Annotated in this window: 15 protein-coding genes; 10 read left to right on the top strand and 5 right to left on the bottom strand. The window is 74.8% G+C overall.

The genetic code is table 11. The annotated features are described in order from the left end of the window. Window positions 1–86: 86 nt before the first annotated feature. The 4 genes from GEV43_RS12645 (at window position 87) to GEV43_RS12630 (ending at window position 6347) form a co-directional block, all read left to right on the top strand. The gene (locus tag GEV43_RS12645; RefSeq protein ID WP_160824488.1) at window positions 87–1703 is read left to right on the top strand and encodes an MDR family MFS transporter; all 1617 of its coding nucleotides are present in this window, start codon (window positions 87–89) and stop codon (window positions 1701–1703) included. 105 nt (window positions 1704–1808) lie between these two features. Beyond that, window positions 1809–2696, top strand: coding sequence for a diiron oxygenase (locus GEV43_RS12640; RefSeq protein ID WP_175250036.1), 888 nt, complete (start codon window positions 1809–1811; stop codon window positions 2694–2696). Between the two features lie 305 nt (window positions 2697–3001). Continuing rightward, window positions 3002–4363 carry a helix-turn-helix domain-containing protein gene (locus GEV43_RS12635; RefSeq protein WP_160820855.1) on the top strand — a complete coding sequence of 454 codons (1362 nt, stop codon included), beginning with the start codon at window positions 3002–3004 and terminating at the stop codon, window positions 4361–4363. Between the two features lie 352 nt (window positions 4364–4715). After that, window positions 4716–6347: an AMP-binding protein gene (locus GEV43_RS12630; RefSeq protein ID WP_160820854.1), complete on the top strand. Its 1632-nt coding sequence runs from the start codon at window positions 4716–4718 to the stop codon at window positions 6345–6347. A gap of 13 nt (window positions 6348–6360) precedes the next feature. Here GEV43_RS12630 and GEV43_RS12625 read toward each other — a convergent pair whose 3' ends face one another. Next, complete coding sequence (locus GEV43_RS12625; protein ID WP_160824487.1) at window positions 6361–6762, bottom strand: ATP-binding protein; 402 nt, start codon at window positions 6760–6762, stop codon at window positions 6361–6363. A gap of 232 nt (window positions 6763–6994) precedes the next feature. Beyond that, the gene (locus GEV43_RS12620) at window positions 6995–8125 is read right to left on the bottom strand and encodes an esterase family protein (RefSeq protein ID WP_160820853.1); all 1131 of its coding nucleotides are present in this window, start codon (window positions 8123–8125) and stop codon (window positions 6995–6997) included. A 113-nt stretch (window positions 8126–8238) separates the two neighbouring features. Here GEV43_RS12620 and GEV43_RS12615 point away from each other — a divergent pair, with 113 nt between their 5' ends. Beyond that, window positions 8239–8583 carry a hypothetical protein gene (locus tag GEV43_RS12615; RefSeq protein ID WP_160820852.1) on the top strand — a complete coding sequence of 115 codons (345 nt, stop codon included), beginning with the start codon at window positions 8239–8241 and terminating at the stop codon, window positions 8581–8583. 5 nt (window positions 8584–8588) lie between these two features. On the opposite strand, the gene GEV43_RS12610 is transcribed toward GEV43_RS12615, so the two are convergent. Together GEV43_RS12610 and GEV43_RS12605 are read right to left on the bottom strand one after the other, a co-directional pair. Further along, the gene (locus GEV43_RS12610; protein WP_160820851.1) at window positions 8589–10046 is read right to left on the bottom strand and encodes a cell wall metabolism sensor histidine kinase WalK; all 1458 of its coding nucleotides are present in this window, start codon (window positions 10044–10046) and stop codon (window positions 8589–8591) included. Window positions 10047–10053: 7 nt separating this feature from the next. Beyond that, on the bottom strand, window positions 10054–10731 hold the full coding sequence (locus GEV43_RS12605) for a response regulator transcription factor (protein WP_160820850.1): 678 nt from the start codon (window positions 10729–10731) through the stop codon (window positions 10054–10056). Window positions 10732–11028: 297 nt separating this feature from the next. Here GEV43_RS12605 and GEV43_RS12600 point away from each other — a divergent pair, with 297 nt between their 5' ends. Beyond that, window positions 11029–11757, top strand: coding sequence for a hypothetical protein (locus GEV43_RS12600; protein WP_160820849.1), 729 nt, complete (start codon window positions 11029–11031; stop codon window positions 11755–11757). 634 nt (window positions 11758–12391) lie between these two features. On the opposite strand, the gene GEV43_RS12595 is transcribed toward GEV43_RS12600, so the two are convergent. Next, entirely contained in the window at window positions 12392–13804 is a 1413-nt protein-coding gene (locus GEV43_RS12595; RefSeq protein ID WP_175250035.1) for a helix-turn-helix domain-containing protein, read from the bottom strand. Between the two features lie 662 nt (window positions 13805–14466). On the opposite strand from GEV43_RS12595, the gene GEV43_RS12590 reads away from it, so the two are divergent. From GEV43_RS12590 to GEV43_RS12575, 4 genes are all read left to right on the top strand, one after another. Continuing rightward, window positions 14467–15747, top strand: a complete 1281-nt coding sequence (locus GEV43_RS12590; RefSeq protein ID WP_160820848.1) for a helix-turn-helix domain-containing protein — start codon at window positions 14467–14469, stop codon at window positions 15745–15747. A 10-nt stretch (window positions 15748–15757) separates the two neighbouring features. Beyond that, window positions 15758–16606 (top strand): TetR/AcrR family transcriptional regulator, encoded by an 849-nt coding sequence (locus GEV43_RS12585; protein ID WP_160820847.1) that lies wholly within the window; start codon window positions 15758–15760, stop codon window positions 16604–16606. An 88-nt stretch (window positions 16607–16694) separates the two neighbouring features. Then, window positions 16695–17237, top strand: a complete 543-nt coding sequence (locus tag GEV43_RS12580; protein WP_160820846.1) for an RNA polymerase sigma factor — start codon at window positions 16695–16697, stop codon at window positions 17235–17237. Next, window positions 17234–18382, top strand: coding sequence for a CU044_5270 family protein (locus tag GEV43_RS12575; protein ID WP_160820845.1), 1149 nt, complete (start codon window positions 17234–17236; stop codon window positions 18380–18382). Before GEV43_RS12580 ends, GEV43_RS12575 begins: the two co-directional genes overlap by 4 nt. The last annotated feature ends 48 nt before the right edge of the window (window positions 18383–18430 follow it).

The raw sequence follows: 18430 nt of genomic DNA, 5'->3' as shown, positions 1-18430 counted from the left end.
GCCCGGCCCGTTCGCCGGTGCCCGTTCCCGTTCCCACTCCCTGGAGGCGTTACTTGAGCGAGCAAGCTCCGCCGCGGTCCGCGCCGATGTCGCCGCGCCAGATCCTGGAGGCCATCAGCGGCCTGCTCATGGTGCTGTTCGTGGCGATGCTCAGCGAGACCGTGGTGTCCACCGCCCTGCCGCAGATCATCGGCGCGCTGAAGGGCACCCAGTCGCAGTACACCTGGGTCGTCACCGCGACGCTGCTGGCCGCCACCGCGTCCACGCCGATCTGGGGCAAGCTCGCCGACCTGTACGACAAGAAGCGGCTGCTCCAGATCGCCATCGTGATCTTCGTGGTGTCCTCGCTGATCTCGGGCTTCGCGCAGAACACCCCGCAGCTCATCGCGGCCCGCGCGGTGCAGGGCCTCGGCGTCGGCGCGCTCCAGATCCTGGTGCAGATCGTGATGGCCGCCATGATCAGCCCGCGCGACCGGGGCCGCTACTACGGCTACCTCGGCGCGGTGATCGCGGTCGCGACCGTCGGCGGCCCGCTGCTCGGCGGGCTGATCGTCGACACCTCGTGGCTCGGCTGGCGCTGGTGCTTCTTCATCGGCGTGCCGTTCTCTGTCGTCTCGTTCCTGATGCTCCAGAAGACCCTGCGGCTGCCGGCCGTCCGGCGCGGCGATGTCAAGATCGACTACCTCGGCGCCACGCTGATCGCCGGTGGCGTCAGCCTGCTGCTGATCTGGGTCACGTTCGTCGACAAGGACTTCGCCTGGCTGTCCTGGCAGACCGCCGCGATGGTCGTGCCCGGCCTGCTGGTCCTCGCCGCCGCCGGGTGGGTGGAGAAGCGCGCCGCCGAGCCGATCGTCCCGCTGGACGTCATCGCGCGCCGCAACACCGCGCTCGCGATCGTCGCGAGCCTCGCGGTCGGCATGGCGATGTTCGGCGGCGCGGTCTTCCTCGGCCAGTACTTCCAGATCGGGCGCGGCTACAGCCCGACCGAGGCCGGGCTGCTCACCGTCCCGCTGATGGTCGGGGTGCTCGGCTCGTCCACCGTCGTCGGCCGCCTCACCACGCGGACCGGGCGGGTCAAGCCGTACATCGTCGCGGGCACCGTCGTGCTCACGCTCGGGTTCCTGGCGCTCGCGACGATCGACCACCGCACCTCGCTGTACTTCGTCGGCGCCGGGATGTTCCTGGTCGGCGCCGGGGTCGGCATGACCATGCAGAACCTCGTGCTCGTCGTGCAGAACTCCGTCCGGCTGAACGAGATCGGCGCGGCGAGCGGCGCGGTCACGTTCTTCCGGTCCCTCGGCGGGACGATCGGCGTCTCGGTGCTGGGCGCCATCCTCGCCAACCGCGTCTCTGGCAACATCGCCGACGGCCTCGCCCGGCTCGGCGCGAAGCCGTCCGGCGGCGGCCCGCAGGGCGGCGACAACCTCGACGTCGCCCACCTGCCCGGCCCGGTGCAGGAGATCGTCCGCGCCGCGTACGGCGACGCCACCGGCCGGATCTTCCTGATCTCCGCCGCCATTGCGGTCGTCGGCATCGTCGCCGCCTCCTACCTGAAGCCGGTGATGCTGCGCGACAGCCTCGACCTGCCCGGCGACGGGCCCGCGCCCGAGCCCGGCGCGGACACCCCGGCGACCGCCGCCGCTGCCACCGGCGCGGGTGCCGGGGCGGGGAGCGCTGGAAAGGGCGAGGCGGGCGCGTTGTGAGCGTGCGCTAAAGCCGGGCGGCGGTACGCGCGGCAAGGCCATTTCCCGGGGGACGGGGCGAAGGCACAGTCAAGCCGTTCGTTCCCGTCCACCCGAGGAGTGGCGATGGAAGTGAAGGATCGGGAGGCCACCGCCCACCGGCTGCTGCGTTCGTCGGCTCGGGCGTCGTTCGACCCGAACGTGCAGCTCGACTGGGCGGCGCCGCTGGACGGCGCACGGCCGTACCTGCCGCCGGAGCGGGTGTCCCTGTACGGGACGCCCGCCTGGCGCGCGCTCAGCGAGGAGCAGCGGATCGAGCTGTCCAAGCACGAGCTGGCGTCCATGACGTCGGTCGGCATCTGGCTGGAGCTGTCGCTGATGCACCTGTTCCTGCGGTTCGTGTACGACCTGGACCCGCGCACCGCGCACGCGCAGTTCGCGCTGACGGAGGTCGGCGACGAGACGCGGCACTCGGTGATGTTCGGGCGGCTGCTGGAGCTGCTCGGCACGCCCGCGTACGGGCTGCCGAGGGCGGCGCACAACGCGGGACGGCTGTTCAAGGCGTTCGGGAGCGGGCCGTCGATGTGGGCGACGTTCCTGGTCGGCGAGGAGATCTTCGACCGGATGCAGCGCGCGACGATGGCCGACGAGCGGGTGCAGCCGCTGGTCCGCGAGATCAGCCGCATCCACGTCGTCGAGGAGGCCCGGCACGTGCGGTACGCGCGCGAGGAGATCGTGCGGAGCATGAAGGGGCTCGGCCGCGCCGCGCTCGCTCGGCACCGGGTCGCCGCCGCGGTGGGCGCGACCGCCGCCGTCGAGTTCATGATCGACCCGAACGTGTACCGCTGCGTCGGCATCCCGCCGGAGCGGGGCCGGGAGCTGGCGCTCGCCAACCCGCGGTTCCGGGAGACGCGGCACTGGCTCGGCGAGAAGATCATGCCGTTCCTGGACGAGCTGGGCCTGGTCGCGGGCGCGGCGGCGCCGCTGTGGCGGCGCGCGGGCCTGGTCCGCTGACCGCGTCTCGCCTTCTCGGCGAGCCTACTGGGACGCCGCGTCCCGCAAAGCCAGGGGCCGGGCCGGGGTCGCCCTCACTCCACCACGGAGAACGGGGGGCGGCCCTGGCCCGGCCCCTTTTCCGTCCCGCTGGGACGGTCCACGCTTCAGCCCTGTGATCTGGACGGATGGGCGGCCGTTGTCAGTATCGGTCGCCATCGTCCCGTGCGGATGCTCACGTTCATGACAATCATCCGGGCGGGCGTTGCTGCATCCTTGTGGGACTCGGGGTATCACAAGGGTCCGTTGGATCAGGGAGCCGTCCGATGACGCACGCTGAGCTGGATGTCCGTCCGTTCGAAGCGATCCCACGCGAGCTGGTGCGGCGGATGCGCCCCCTCGCCGGCCCGGCGGCCGACCAGCTCCTCGCCGACCTCGCCGGGCGCGGCACCGACGAGCGCGCCGCGGCCGAGATGCGGGCGGGCATCGTCGAGGGGCTCGAACACTTCTACGACCTCGTCGAGAACCCCGGGACGGCCTGGGAGCGCATCGCCGCCGCGCACCGCGAGCTCGGCCGCGCGATGGCGGTCAAGGGCCGCGATCCCGAGGAGACGCACCGCGCGCTGCACCGCTCCGCGCGGGCGACGTGGCGCACCCTCACCGCGCTCGCGGAGTCCCTGGAGGTCGACCGCCGGACGCTCGGCCGGATCGCCGAGGCCCAGTTCGGCTACCTCGACGCCGTCGCCGCGCAGGTCGCCGAGGGGTACGAGACGGAGGCCGCGGGCAGCGAGGAGGCCCTCGGCCGCCGCCGCAGGCGCCTGCTCAACCTGCTGTTCGACGGCGGCGCGGCCGCGGAGCGGACCGTTCCGGGCGACGGCTTCTCCGACGCGTCCAGCCCGTCCAGCCCGTCCGGGGCGTCCGGCGCGGCGGACGCGGACGAGATCGCGGACGCGGCGGCGTCGGCGCGCTGGCGGATCCCGCGCACCGTCGCCGCCGTGGCCCTGCATCCGCGCGAGGGCGCCGCCGCCCGGCCGCCGGCGCTGCCCCCGGACGTGCTGGCCGACCTCGGCCGTTCCGAACCGCGGCTCCTGCTGCCCGATCCGGACGGCCCCGGCCGCGCCCGCCTGCTCGACGCGCTGCTGCGCGACTGGATCGTGGCGGCGGGCCCGACCGTCGCCCCCGCGGAGGCGGCCGATTCGCTGCGCTGGGCCCGCCGCGCGCTCGCGCTCGCCCGGCGCGGGCGGCTGCCCGCGGGCTCGGTCGTGCGCTGCATGGACCACGTCCCGACCCTGGTGATCTTCATGGCCGAGGACCTCATCGCGCACGCCGCCGACTCCCGGCTCGCGCCCCTGCGCGGCCTGTCGCCCGTCCAGGCCGAACGGCTCAGCGAGACGCTGCTGTCCCTGCTGGAGAACAACTTCAACGCGACCGAGGCGGGCAACCGGCTGCACGTCCACCCGCAGACCGTCCGCTACCGGCTGCGACACCTGGAGGAGCTGTTCGGCTCCGACCTCCAGGACCCGCGCCGGTGCCTGGAGCTGGAGATGATCCTGCACGCCCGGAGCCGTTCGGACCGGCGGACGGGCGCCGCGGCGGCCCGTTCACCGGTACGCCCGGCGGACCCCTCGTCCGACCGCCCGGCCGAACCCGCGCCCCCGCCCACCCCCGCCCGAGGGCCCGCCACCTGACCGGCACGGCCCGCCGCCAGTGACCGCCCCGCCGCCCGTGACCGCCCCGCCACCCGTGACCGCCCCGCCGCCCATGACCGGGCCGGCGGGCGGCGCAGTTGTCAGGTGCCTGACAAGGCGGGCGGCCAAGAGCTGGTCTGAGTCAGCAGACCGCCCGCGCCCGGCTCCGTACGGTCTAGATCGGAACGCGCGCGGCGGTGAGCCCCGGCGCCCCGGGCTCCCGCGCACACGAGCCGGGACCCCGGCGGGGCTCCCGAAGCGACGGGCCGGGAGCAGCGGGGCTCCCGCGCCGCAACGGTCGGGAGCGCAGGGCTCTCCGGCGGACCACGCGGATCACGGCGGGTGACGGTACATGATCGGACCATCGGACATCGGGCGGCGCACGGCGTCCGTCGCGCGGGCGGGCGGCATGTTCGCGCGCAGCGGGCTGTGGAAGCCGGGACCGCCGCTCAACGTGGCCCGGCAGCTCGGCGCGCTCAAGCGCTGGGGGACGGTGCTCGGCGGCACGGTCGCCTCGGCCGCCGCCCGCGACCCCGACCGCACCGCGATCGTGGACGACGCGGGCGAGCTGACGTACCGCCAGGTGGACGCGCGCACGGACCGGCTGGCGACCGCGCTCGGCCGGTTCGGCGAGGCGCCGCGCGTCGCGGTGCTGTGCCGCAACCACCGCGGGATGGTCGAGTCGCTCGTCGCGTGCAGCAAGCGCGGCGCCGACCTGGTGATGCTCAACACCGGGATGAGCACGGCGCAGCTCGTCACCGTCCTGCGCGAGCAGCACGTCGAGATCGTCATCGCCGACCCCGAGTTCGCCGACTTCCTCGCCGCGGTGCCGAAGACCGTCCGGGTGATCGAGGCGGGCGGCGGCGCGGACGGCGAGCTGGAGACCCTCGTCGCGACGGCGCCCGACCTGGAGCTGGCCCCGCCGCCGCGGCCGGGCCGGACGATCGTGCTCAGCTCCGGGACGAGCGGACCGCCGAAGGGCGCCGACCGCAGGTCGCGCCCCGGGCTCCAGCCGCTCGCGTCGATCCTGTCGCGCATCCCGCTGCGGGTGCACGACCGGATCCTGATCGAGGCGCCGCTGTTCCACACCTGGGGCTACGCGATGCTCCAGACGGCGGTCTCGCTGCGCGCGACGATCGTCCTCCAGCGCCGCTTCGAGCCGGAGTTCACGCTGCGGCTGATCGACGCGGCCCGGTGCAGCGCGCTGATCGCCGTGCCGGTCATGCTCCAGCGCGTCCTCGAGCTGCCGGACGAGGTGCGCCTGCGGCACGACACCTCGGGGCTGCGGATCGCGGCGGTCAGCGGGTCGGCGCTGCCGGGCGCGCTCGCCACCGCGTTCATGGACGCCTACGGCGAGGTGCTCTACAACCTGTACGGCTCGACCGAGGCGTCGTGGGTGACGATCGCGACGCCCGCCGACCTGCGGGCGCGCCCCGACACCGCGGGCACGCCCCCGCCCGGGACCCGGGTGGCCATCCTGGACGAGCGGGGCGAGCCGGTCCCGACCGGCGGCACCGGACGGATCTTCGCCGCGAACGAGCTGCTGTTCGCCGGCTACACCAGCGGCGACACCAAGGAGATGCGCGACGGCATGATGAGCCTCGGCGACGTCGGCCACCTGGACTCCGAGGGACGGCTGTTCGTCGAGGGCCGCGACGACGACATGATCGTCTCCGGCGGCGAGAACGTGTTCCCGAGCGCGGTCGAGGAGGTCCTCGCGGCCCTGCCGGACGTGCTGGAGGTCGCCGTCGTCGGCGTCCCGGACGACGACTTCGGGCAGCGCACCGCCGCGTTCGTGGTGCTGCGCGAGGGCGGACGGCTCGGCGCGGACGACGTGCGCGCGCACGTTCGCGACCACCTCGCCCGCTTCGCGGTGCCGCGCGACGTGCACTTCCTGGACGAGCTGCCGCGCAACGCGACCGGCAAGATCCTGCGCCGGACGCTGGTCGCCGAGCACGCGCCCGACACCGCCGGGAAGGACTGAACCCCGGCGGACGTCAGGGGGCGGTGGGGTCCGCGGCGGGCTCGACGTCGACCTCGAACCACAGGTGCGTCTGGCGCGGGGTCTGCTCCAGGCCCCACTCCGCGGCGAGCGCGTCGATGACGGCGAGCCCCCGGCCGTGGTCGATGCGGCGCCGCCCGAACAGGTCGGAACGGCCCGGCCCGTCGTCGCGGACCTCGACCCGCAGCCGCCGCCCGTCGGTCAGGACGGTGACCCGGGTGACGCCCGACCCGTGCAGCACGGCGTTGGCGATCGCCTCGGCGCTCATCAGCTCGACGTCGTCGAGCACGTCCTCCTCGGACACGACCTTCGCGGCGCGCTCGCGGACCGTGCGGCGCGCGGCCTGGCCCTCGTGCCGCCCGCCGTCCAACGTGAGATCCTCGCCGAGCCTCTCCATCACGGGGCCACGACCCGCGCGCGGAGAACCGGAGTGCGCGGGAGACCCGCCGTGCCGAGTGTCACTGCATCACCACACTGAGGAATCGGAAGCGCGCCGCGATCATCCACCCGCGGTGAGTGACCGGGCACGCGCCGCGCATATTGACCGCGGTTCCAGGGGCTTCTGATTCTAGAGGCGACGCCACGGTAGGACTTGACGCTTTGATGGCACATTGGGAAAAAATCAAACTTCAGGTTCGGGAATGCTCACTCGGGCGCAGAAGCGGCAGCGCCCATTCGAGGAACGCGGGGAACGTCCGCCGCCACACCACGTACGAGTGCCCGGCCCCCTTGACCACCATGAACGGCGGCGTCCGCCGGTAGGGGCGCAGCGCGTCGAGGAACGATCGGGCCTGCGCCATGTCGTCCTTCTGCGAGCCGCCCGCGCCGAGCCACAGCGGCGGCGGCGTTCCCAGCACCGCATGGGTGCGGAGCAGGCCGATCGGGGTGTTCTGCTCGCGCAGCCGCCGGTCGCCATGGAACGGGTCGTACTTCCCCGACGGCCCCGAGTTCGGGTCCGGTGCGAAGTAGCCGCTCATGATGCCGACCGCGCCGTACGACGAGGAGTCGCGCAGGGCGATGTTCGCCGCGCAGTACCCGCCCTCGGAGAACCCCGCCAGCGCCCACCGCGGCCCCGGCGGCTCGACGCGCAGCCGCGCCGCGATGTCGCGCGGGACGTCGTCCACGAGGTACGTCTCGTCCTGCACGCCCTTCGGCTCGTTCAGGCACTGGAGCGAGTAGGCCCTGCCGCCGTTGGAGTCGGGCATGACGAGCACGGCCGGGGCCGCCTTCCGCTGCGCGAGGAGCCCGCGGTACGCGGCGGACGCGTGCACGCCGTACTCCCACGACGCGGGCGAGCCGGGCGACCCGTGCAGCAGCTCGACGACCGGGAGGCGCCTGTGGGCGTACGCCTGCTGGAAGTACTGCGGCGGCAGGTAGACGGTGCCGTCGCGGGTGATGCCGCTCTGCCCGCCCGGCAGCGGCATGGAGAAGAGCATGCCGTTCATCCGGGTCCGGTGGTTGCGCCCGGCGGCGGCCAGCACGCGGCCGAGCCGGGCGGCGGACCGCACGTCCACGGACGCGACGTCGGTGAGGTCGGCGGGGCCCTTGCCGCTGAGGTCGCCCCACACGTCGCGCCACCGCGAGTAGTAGTCGTAGTAGTCGTTCACCAGCGCGGTGCCCGCGACCATCGGCGGGACGAACGCGAGCGCGCCCGCGAGCACGCGCAGCGCGAGCCGCCGCGTCCGCGCCAGCCACACCAGCAGCCCGGCGAACGCGGCGGCCAGGACGAGCGGGATCAGCGGGCTCTGCGGTCCGGTCATCGGTTCACGGTGCCCCGGCGCGGCTGAAGGGGACCTGAGGTTCCTGAACGGCCCTTCAGGTCCGGCGCGGTTTCTTCAGCTTCCCCTCAGGAAGGGTGCGCGATGCTGCGCCTGTGCGAAAGCGAACCCTCGGCGCCGCGGCGGCCGTCGTCGGCCTCGGCCTGTCCGGGCCCGTCCACCCGGGGCCCGACACGATGACGAGGACCGTGCACGTCTGGCCGCAGCGCGTCCGGCCGAACGAGACGTTCCGGGTGGCGAGCGGGCGCTGCGCCGGGGACGGCGCGGAGGCGTACTCGCCCGCCTTCCGGACCCGGGTCGCCCTGACGCCCGACCGCGCCCGCGAGACCCTCGCGGGCACCGCGTCCGTGAACGGCCGCGCCGCGCCCGGCACGTACCCCGTGCGGATCGTCTGCCGTACGGGCGGGCGCGCACGCGGCGAGGTGACCGTGCGCCCCTGAGCGCGTCAGCCGTCGAGGAGGGGGAGGCGGGTGACGAAGCGGGCGCCCGTGCCCGCGTCCGCGCCCGTGCCCGCGCCCGTGCCCGCGTCCGCGCCCGTGCCCGCGTCTGCGCTCGTGCCCGTGCCCGCGTCCTCCACGGTGAGGGTGCCGGCGTGGGCCGCGGCGATCTCGCGGGCGATCGCGAGGCCGAGCCCGGCGCCGCCCGTCTCCCGTCCGCGCGCCTCGTCCAGGCGGGTGAACCGCTCGAAGACGCGCTCGCGGTCGGCGGGCGGCACGCCCGGCCCGTCGTCGACGACCTCCAGGACGGCGTGCCCGGACGGCACGTCCGCCCGCACCCGGACGGTCACCTCGTGCCGCGCGTACCGCTGGGCGTTGTCGAGCAGGTTCGCCAGCAGCCGCGACAGGTGCCGCTCGTCGCCCGCGGCGTGGACGCCGTCGGCGATGTCGAGCCGTACCGGCACCCGGTTGCGGCGGCGGCGCGCGACCTCCTCGGCGGCGAGCAGGCCGAGGTCCACGGGCGCGCCGCCGCCGTCCGGGCGGCCTTCGAGGCGGGCGAGGAGCAGCAGGTCGCCGGCCAGCGCCTCCAGCCGTTCGGTGTCGGCGAGCGCCTCGCCCACGGTCCGGTGCACGGGCTCGGACGGATCGGTCTCGGCCAGCGCCGCCTCCAGCTGGAGGCGCAGGCTCGCGATCGGGTTGCGCAGCTCGTGCGAGGCGTCCGACACGAACTGCCGCTGCCGCGCGACGGCGTGGTCGAGCCGGTCCAGGGTGTGGTTGACGGTACGGGCCAGGCCGGCGACCTCGTCCCCGGTGGGCGGCTCGGGGACGCGGCGGCCGAGGGCCCGCGCGGTGATCGAGGCCAGCTCGGCGCGGATCGCCTCCACCGGGCGGAACGCGCGCCGCGTCGCCCACCACGTCACGGCCGCGACCATCGCGACGAAGACGGGCGCGGCGTACAGCATCGCCCGCAGGATGAACCCCGCCGCCCGGTCGGCCTGCGTGAACGCGGTCGCGGCGTACACGTAGACGGGCCCGTCGCGGGTCTGCGCGCGGACGACCACGACCTGCGCCCGCGCGCCGTGCGCGAACCCGGGGTCGGAGACGACCCGCGACGCGCTGTCGTCGTCGCGCGGCGGGCGGAACGCCGCGAGCGGCCGGCCCTCGCCGGTCAGGCCGTTCGACGCGACGACCGCGCCGTCGCGCCCGACGACCTGCACGAGGTCCACGCTCTCCCCGGCGCGGGGGAGCCGGCGCGGCAGCGGCCCGTCGCCCGCCCGTCCCGCGACGCGCCGCGCGGCCAGCTCGGTGCGGTCGGCGACCTCCCCGGTGAGCGCCCGGTGCAGCAGGACGTACAGCACGGTCCCGCCCGCCGCGAACGCCACCGTCACGATCAGCGTCGCCGCGAGCGTCGTCCGCGCCCGAACGGACCGCGGCCGCAAGGAGCCCGTCCGCGCACGCGCCGCCATGCGGGCGCTATCCGCCGTCCGCGGCGAGCCGGTAGCCCGCGCCGCGGACGGTCTCGATCGCGCGCCGCCGGAACGGCGCGTCGATCTTGCGGCGGAGCGCGCTGATGTAGACCTCGACGATGTTCGGGTCGAGGTCGTCGGCCCAGTCCCACACCTCGTCCAGCATGTCCTGCTTGGACACGACCTCGCCGGGCCGCAGCATCAGGTGCTCCAGCACCGAGAACTCCCGCGCGGTCAGCGCGACCTCCACGTCGCCGCGGCGGCAGCGGCGCTCCCTGCGCGCCAGCGTGAGGTCGCCCACCTGGAGGACCTTCGGCCCGTCGCGGCCGTCGCGGCGCAGCAGCGCGCGCAGCCGGGCGAGCAGGACCACCGACGAGAACGGCTTGGTCACGTAGTCGTCGGCGCCGATGTCGAGCGCCTCGGCCTCGTCGTACTCGCCGCTGCGGGCCGTCAGCATCAGGATCGGCGCGGTCACCCCGGCGGCGCGCAGCGCCGAGCAGACCGCGTAGCCGTTGCGGCCGGGCAGCATGACGTCGAGGACGATCACGTCGTGGCGGCCGTCCAGCGCCATCTCCAGGCCGGTGTCACCGTCGTACGCGACGTCCACCCAGTAGCCCTCGGCGGCGATCCGCCGCCTGAGCGAGTCGGCCAGCCGACGCTCGTCCTCCACGATGAGCAGGCGCACACGATGGAGGCTACAACCAGGGCGGGAACGGCACCCGGACGCGCCTTCGGGCCGTTCAGCGCCCTTCAGGCCCTCGCCGCGGGCGGCGGCGCGGACCTGTCCGCGCGCTGAACGGCTCTACTCATCCGGCCGCAGAAAAGAGCAGGATTCTCCGTCCCCCGGGCCGATTACGTGGACGGCCCGCTGTGTCACCATCCGTTTCATAAGCGTTTTCGTGCCTGGTCACCGCGGGGCCCCGGCCCCGCGGCGGCCGGGTCACACCTCTGGCTCAGCGAGCCTCACCCCCGGAGGTGCGCCATGCAAGCGGTCGTTCTGGCCTGTGCCGCGCAGGTGGTCTACATCGTGGCCTTCGTCCTGTTCAAGTCGGCGGCGCGGGCGATGCGCCCGCTCAGCGGCCGGCACCCGGTGCACGTGGTCGGGCAGGCGGCCCGGAGCGCCCGCTGGCTGGCGGCGTGGTGGGTGCTCATGGCCGGGTTCGCGCTCGGCGGCATCGCGCTGGTCACCCTCCCGATCGCGTCCGCCCTGCCCGCGTACGCGCTGAGCCTCGTCCTGCTGCTGGTCGTCGGGATGCGCGGCTTCGGCGAACGGCCCACCTCCCGCGAGTGGCTCGCGGTCGTGATCACCGTCGCGGCCATGCTGATCGCGGCGCTGTCGGTCGTCGCGGGCGCCGAGCACCCGCTCGCCTCCGCGCCCGCGCGGGACGGCGAGCTCACGGCCCCGACGCGCTGGCGCTCTGGAAGGTCGCGGTGGTCGTCGTGCCGTCGCTGCTCATCCCGGCGTGGATGTTCTCCTCGCGGGACCGCGCCGTCGCGGGACGGCACGCGCGGCCGATCACCGGCGTCGCGTACGGCGTGGGCGCGGGCGTGCTGCTCGGCACCTGCGAGGCGTTCGGGCTCGGCGTGGTGCTGCTCGTGCACGGGCGCCACCGGCTGGACGTCTTCGGGACCGTGCACCCGTACCTGTTCCTGCTGGCCGGGGCGTTCGGGCTCGGGCTGCTGTCGATCGGGCTCCAGCGCTGCCGCCTGACGATCATCGTCACGGTCGTCACCGTGACCGCGAAGATCCACCTGCTGCTGGCGGCGACGCTGCTGTACGGCGAGCCGTGGCCGCGCGACCTGCCGCTGTTCCTGCTGCGGGTCGGCGCCGTGCTGCTGGCCGTCCTCGCGATCCTCGCCTACCCCAGGCACGAACGGACCCGACTCCCGGAAGCGCCGGCCCCCGCCACCGCGCCCCCGCACACCCGCGCGACGTACGGTCCCACCACCACTCGCAGCCGTACCCGCAGCCACAGCCGCAGTCGCAGCCGCGTCCCCGGCCGCGTCCGCGTCCGGCCGCGCCGCTGCTGTCCGCGCCGCCGCCCCCGTCCACGCCTCCGGCACGCCGTCCGCCGCCGTCCCGTCCCGCCCCCGCTCCTGCTCAGGTGCACTGGTCGGCAGACCCCGGCGAGCCCCGCTAACCCGCCTTGGACGTTGCCGCGGCCGGTGAGACGGGGCGGGCGCGGGCAGGACGGGGGGGCGCGGGCAGGGGAGCGCGGCCCGGGACCGTTCCGCCTCCGGGCCGCGCGTCGTTCAGTACGGGCCGCGCCGCGAACGTGCGCGTTGGCCGACCACGCCCGTCGGCCATCGCCGCGCATCCGCGTCGCGCGGGGGTCCCGCCGGGCTCACTCGCGGTGCCGGACGACCTTGGACTGCGGGGCGCCGGCCCTGCGCGGGGCCGCGGACTTCGGCTGGGACGCCGCGATCGGGTCGCCGGGCTGCCTCGTCCGCGCCGCGCCGGACGGCCGCTGGGGCCTGGCCGCCCGGGAGGGCTTGGCGGCGTCCGCGGCCTGCCCGGCGCGCGACTCGTCCGGCGGGTCCGGGACGCGCGAGCGCAGCGACATCGCCCGCAGCGCGACCTCGATGCCGAACCGCGCCTCCGGGTCGTCCAGCTCCGGGCCGAACGTCTGCTCGATCTTGCGCATCCGGTAGCGGACGGTCTGCGGGTGGATGTGCAGCCGTTCGGCGATCTCGGCGGCGGTGCCGCGCGTGACCAGCCAGGTCCGCAGCGTCTCGGTGAGCCGGTCCTGCTGGCCGGGCGTCATCCCGTCCAGGATCGACAGCCGCGAACGGGTGAGCTGCTCCACGAGCGCCGGGTCCGACAGCAGCCACAGCGTCACCATGTTCTGCTCGCACAGCGTCACGGGACCGTCCAGGACGCCCTCGATCGCGAGGCCGAGCGCGCGCCGCGCCCACCGCAGCGAGTCTGCGGCCTGCGCGGGCGGCATCGTGAGGCCGACCGCGACGCGGCGGCCGGGGATCGCCGTCTCCAGCATCGCGCGCCGTCCGGGGGTGAACGGGCCGGGCAGCAGCAGGTACGGCTCGGCGGTCTCCAGGTCGGCGAGCACGTCCTCGTCCAGCGACGTCCACTCGCACCGCGACTCGGGCTCGACGGCGACGAGCGTGACCTCGGCGGGCAGGGTCCAGTCCGCCTCCTCGGCCAGCTCGGCGATCTCCGCGTCCGCCGCGGCGGCGCCGTCGAGGAGCCTGCGCAGCAGCCTGCGGCGGTTCTCGTCGAGCGGCGCGATCGGGTGCGCCTTCGCCTGGAGATAGCCGTCCAGCGACAGCGCCGCGAGCTCGTCCATGTAGACGAACACCGCGTCGGCCAGCCGCGACATCACCGCCGACGACAGGTCGTAGCGCGGCGCGACCTTCATGATGCGCCGCCAAGCGACCTGCCCGCCGATGCGGTACGCGGCCTGGAGGCAGTCCATGCTGCGGCCCTCGTGCGCCTCGTACTGCCCGAGCCTGCGCGCCGTCCCGGCGGTCGAGCCGGTGGGGCCGTCCAGGACGAGCGGGCTCCCGGGCGGAGCCCCGACCCGGTCCACGAACGCCTCCAGGTTGTGCTCCACGCTCAGCCGGAGCACCTGGCCGTACGGCCCGTCCAGCGGGCGGGCGTACTCGGGGATGGCGCGGCGGATCTCGGTGACGATCTCCTCCGCCAGGCTGGGCAGCTCGGGCCGCATCAGCCTGGCGAGCCGGGGCGGGAGCGGGACCGTCGGCTCGGTGATGCCTCCAGGGTCGAGAGTTCTGGTCATCGGACACCTCCGTCACCGCCTCCGGTCGGCCGGTCGCCGGTTCGGGGCGGGGTCGCCCGTTCCGGCCGGCCGTCGCGGCAGGGCGGTAGCGCGAGATCACGGAACGGGGGTGGGACGCGCCGAGCGGGGAACCCCTGCGCGCCGGTCCGGTCGTGATCCAGGACTCCTCGACGGTACGCAGGGGGCGTCAGCGGCTTCTGTACGGCTGAGGAACAAAACAAGGGGGTTAACGCTCACTCGGTTACAACGCTTGGGCCCCCCGTTTCCGCGCATGCTCACGGGAGGCGAAGTGCGCAAGCGGTCCTCAGCGCGCGGGTGAGGGAAGTCCGCCCACGTCGCGGCGCTGTTCCGGAGAGTGACCGCTCCCGGAGAGGCCGGCGGGGTCCTCGAAGGGCGTGCGGTCGCCGAAGCGGTGCCCTCTGAGCTGTCCTGACAGATGAGACACGCTGTAAAGCAAGGCGCCGCGAGGGCGCCGTCCGGAGGTGCACCCATTTGTGGGTGATATGAGTGCTTTATAGCTGTTCATCCGCTTCCAGGTGCCGGTTCTTGGAAATGTGAGCGCTCGCGAGTGAGAGTTCCTTCGATATGGACAAGTGCGGCGCGGTGCTCCTGGGCCACGCTGTAGAACACCTCGTAACGCAAGCGTCGCATCGGGAGTGGTGATGATGGTGCTTCCTCGGTTGGATGCCGGTGCGTTCCAAGCCGTCCCGGAGGGCGCCGCCCGGCTGCTCCGCCCGGACGGCGCGCCGGAGGGCGGCCGCAGCGGCCACGGCGGCGACGGCGGTCACGGCGCCCCCGGCGGTGAGGGCCGCCTCGTCGCCGGAGTCCTCGACGACTTCCGCGCCCTGCTGCGCGACTCCGGCGACGCCTCCTGGGAACGGATCGGAACGGTCTACGTCGGGATCGGCCGCCGCATGGCCGCCGAGGGCCGGAGCCTGGAGGAGGTGAACCGGCTGCTCCTGCGCGCCGACCGCGTCATCTCCCGCGCCATCGACGCCGCGTCCTCCCGTCCGGGGCTGGACGGCACGAGCGCCGCGGCGCTCGCCGACGCGCAGTTCGTCTTCCTCGACGCCGTCTCCGCCGCGCTGCTGCGCGGGCACCGGTCCGAGGCCGACCACGGGACCGGCGAGCGGACGCGCCGCCGCCGCGCCCTGCTCGACCTGCTGCTGTCCGACCCGCCCGCCCCGTTCGGCACCCTCACCGCGGTGGCGCGGCAGGCGGGCTGGGGGATGCCCCGCACCGTCGCGGCCGTGGCGCTGACCCCGCGCGACGGCCGGCGGGACCGGCCGCCGCTGCTGGCCGACGAGGTGCTGCTCGACCCGGGCGGCCCGCAGGGGCGCGGGCTGCTGCCCGACCCCGACGGCCCCGGCCGAGCGCGCCTGCTCGAACCGCTGCTCCGCGACCGGATCGTCGCGCTCGGCCCGACGGTGCCGATCGTCCAGGCCGCCCAGTCGATGGCGTGGGCGGTCAGCACCGTGGCGCTGGCCCGCGACGGCTTCGTGGACGACACCGGCCTGGTCCGCAGCACCGACCACGTGTCCGCGCTGGTCATCTCCCGGTCGCGGGCGCTGCTGGAATGGGCGGGCGCGGCCCGCCTCGCCGCGTTCGACGTGCTGAGCCCGTCCCAGCGCGACCGGATCGCCGAGACGCTCCTCGCCCTCCTGGAGCACAACTTCAACGCCACCGAGGCGGGCGCGGCCCTGCACGTCCACCCGCAGACCGTCCGCTACCGGCTCCGGACGATCGAGAAGCTCGTCGGCGAGGACCTGTACGACCCGCGCGCCCGCCTGGAGATGCAGCTCATCCTGCACGCGCAGCTCGCCGGGTCCCGGACCGACGCGCGTCCCGCGTCCGAGGTCCGCGCCGACAGCCTGCCCCATCTCGTCGTGGACGACCCCGCCCTCGCCGCCGCCGGCGGCCAGGCACGCCGTGCCGTCTCTTAGGATCGGGCCCGTGAGCGTCACACCGGCCGAAGACGGCACGAGCACCGCCGCCGCTGACGGGCGCGCGCGTGCCTCGTACCGCAGGCTCCCGTTCGGCCAGCGCCGCGACGAGATCCTCGCGGCGGCGCTGATGACGTTCGCGACCAACCCGGACGCGTCGCTCGGGGACGTGGCGGAGGCCGCGGGCATCTCCCGCACCTCGATCTACCGCTACTTCGACACCCGGCAGGAACTGCTGCACGCCGCGTTCCGCCAGGCGGGCGACGAGCTCGTCGCCCGCGTGCACGACATGCCGGACGGCCCGCCGTCGCTGATCCTCCTGGTCGGCCTGCACAACTTCTTCGACCACATCGAACAGGTCCAGGAGGCGTTCGTCGGGTTCCTCCAGGCGGGCTCGTCGCTGGCGTCCGAGGAGATCCGCGCCGTCGCCGACGACGTGCGCCGCCGGATCGGCGCCATGGTGTACGAGGCGCTCCAGGTCACCGAGGCCACCCCGGTCTTCGACACCACCGTCCGCTCGTGGGTGGCGGGCGTCGAGTCGGTCGCGACGCACTGGCTGCGCACCCGCGGCACCGCCCGCGACGAGCTGGAGGTGCTGCTCAGCTCCCAGCTCGGCATCATGCTCGTCAACGCCGCGACGTACGACCCGGTCATCGCCGAACGCGTCGAGTGGTGGATGGGCGTCGAGCCGTCCGACGGCCCGTGGGCCATGCACCTCCAGGCCATGGCGAGCACCCTCAACCGCAACCTGGTGGCGCAGACGGCCCGGCTGATCGCGGGCTCGCCCCCGGAGCCGTGCGCCCCCGCCGACCGGCTCCCGGCGGCCATCGACCGGATCCACACCCGGCTGGCCCCCTGAGCGGCGTTCTCCGGACCGCCCGTAACGATCGGCCTCCCCGGACCACTTCCTGGTGACCGAAGACACCTGGATGGACGGAGGTGCGGGGGTGGCCGACGATGAGCGGCGCTTCACCGCGATCTACGACGCGTGCCGTCAGCACGTGTGGGCGTACGCCGTCAGCCGAGGCGGGCGGCAGGTCGCGGACGAGGTGGTGAGCGAGACGTTCGCGGTCGCCTGGCGGCGGCTCGCCGACGTGCCCGAACCGCCGTTGCCCTGGCTGCTCGGCGTGGCCCGCAACGTCCTGCGCGACCACCGGCGCGCCGAGGCGCGGCGCGAGTCGTTCGCCGCCGAACTGCGCGACCGCGGCGCCGAGCCGCAGGGCGACATCGCCGAGGACGTGGCCGAACGGCTCGCCGTCCTGCGCGCCCTCGGCACCCTTCCCGAGGACGAGCGCGAGCTGCTGATCCTCGTCGCCTGGCACGGCCTGGCGCCCCGCGACGCCGCCCGCGTCGTCGGCTGCTCGGCCGCCGCCCTGCGCGTGCGCCTGCACCGGGCCCGCCGCCGCCTGCTGCGCGCCGTCGAGCGCGCCGAGGCCGCCCCGCGCCCCGTCCGCCCCCAGGTGGGGATCGTCAGCGAGGAGATGTCATGAACCGCGACCTGATGCGCACGTTGGCGGAGGCCCGTCCCTCCGAGCTGAACCCGGACGCCCCCGTGGACGCCGCGACCAGGGCCGGCGAGCTGTCCCGCGCGATGGCCGCGACGTCCGCGGAGCACACCGCGCCCTCGCGGCGCCGTTCCCGCCTCGGCTGGGGCCTCGGCGCAGCCGCCGTGACCGCCGCGGCCGCCGTCGCCGTGGCCGCGACCGTGTCCGGCGGCGGAACGTCCGACCGCCCGGAAGGCGACCACCCGCCGGTCGCCCTCGACGCCAAGACCGTCCTGCTGTCCGCCGCGCACGGCGCCAGCGGGCAACCCGACACGACCGGCGACTACTGGCACCAGGTGGCGGTCGAACGCGGCTACTTCCAGGTCGGCAAGGGCGCCTCCGGCTACGTCGTCGCGTCGTCCACCCGCACGGAGGGCTGGACGCCGAACGTCAAGGGCGGGCGGTTCTGGTCACGCGAACAGCACCTCGGCGCGCGTCCCGCCACCCCCGCCGACGCGGCGGCCTGGCGCCGCCAGGGCTCGCCGTCCACCTTCATGACGGTGCTGCCGGTCCGCGTGGCGAAGGGCCCGCTGAAGGAGATGCCCGTCAAGGCCGCCCCGGGCAAGACCCGGACCACCCGGTCCGCGCCCGTCGGCGGGCAGAAGGTCTTCTGGCTCGGCCGCAACGTCACGGTGAAGGAGGTCCTGGCGCTGCCGACCGACCCGTCCCGCCTCAAGGCGTCGCTGCTGCGCTGGTACGACGGGCACGACACCGAGGCCCCGGACGTCCCGATGGCCCGCGACACCTGGCTGTTCCAGGTCACCGCCGGGCTGATCACCGACATGCCGGTCAGGCCGGCCGTGCGCGCCGCGGCGTTCAGGATGCTCGCGGGCCTGCACGGCGTGCGCTCCCTGGGCGCGGTCAAGGACCCCGAAGGCCGTCCCGGCGTCGCCGTGGCGACCGTCGAGCACACCCCGATCGGCGACCAGGAGCGCCGCCTCGTCATCGACCAGAAGCGAGGCGCGGCCCTCAGCTCCCAGATCATCCTCCTCAAGCCGAAGAACGGCATCCGCGCCACCTGGCGCCCCGGCTCACCCATCACCACCACCACCTACCTGGCCTCCGACTGGACCACCCCCACCCCCCACTGACCACAACGCGAACGGCCCGGCCGGAAGGCCGGGCCGTTCGCGTTCAGC

The organism is Actinomadura sp. J1-007 (assembly GCF_009793335.1).
GTDB classification, from domain to species: domain Bacteria; phylum Actinomycetota; class Actinomycetes; order Streptosporangiales; family Streptosporangiaceae; genus Spirillospora; species Spirillospora yumaensis.
This window is presented reverse-complemented; position numbering and strand designations above follow the sequence as displayed.

Coding starts and splice junctions, on each gene's coding strand:
- GEV43_RS12640 (WP_175250036.1), top strand. CDS start 1,809: ATGGAAGTGAAGGATCGGGAGGCCACCGCCCACCGGCTGCTGCGTTCG.
- GEV43_RS12635 (WP_160820855.1), top strand. CDS start 3,002: ATGACGCACGCTGAGCTGGATGTCCGTCCGTTCGAAGCGATCCCACGC.
- GEV43_RS12620 (WP_160820853.1), bottom strand. CDS start 8,125: ATGACCGGACCGCAGAGCCCGCTGATCCCGCTCGTCCTGGCCGCCGCG.
- GEV43_RS12600 (WP_160820849.1), top strand. CDS start 11,029: ATGCAAGCGGTCGTTCTGGCCTGTGCCGCGCAGGTGGTCTACATCGTG.
- GEV43_RS12610 (WP_160820851.1), bottom strand. CDS start 10,046: ATGGCGGCGCGTGCGCGGACGGGCTCCTTGCGGCCGCGGTCCGTTCGG.
- GEV43_RS12645 (WP_160824488.1), top strand. CDS start 87: ATGTCGCCGCGCCAGATCCTGGAGGCCATCAGCGGCCTGCTCATGGTG.
- GEV43_RS12590 (WP_160820848.1), top strand. CDS start 14,467: ATGATGGTGCTTCCTCGGTTGGATGCCGGTGCGTTCCAAGCCGTCCCG.
- GEV43_RS12575 (WP_160820845.1), top strand. CDS start 17,234: ATGAACCGCGACCTGATGCGCACGTTGGCGGAGGCCCGTCCCTCCGAG.
- GEV43_RS12625 (WP_160824487.1), bottom strand. CDS start 6,762: ATGGAGAGGCTCGGCGAGGATCTCACGTTGGACGGCGGGCGGCACGAG.
- GEV43_RS12595 (WP_175250035.1), bottom strand. CDS start 13,804: ATGACCAGAACTCTCGACCCTGGAGGCATCACCGAGCCGACGGTCCCG.
- GEV43_RS12630 (WP_160820854.1), top strand. CDS start 4,716: ATGATCGGACCATCGGACATCGGGCGGCGCACGGCGTCCGTCGCGCGG.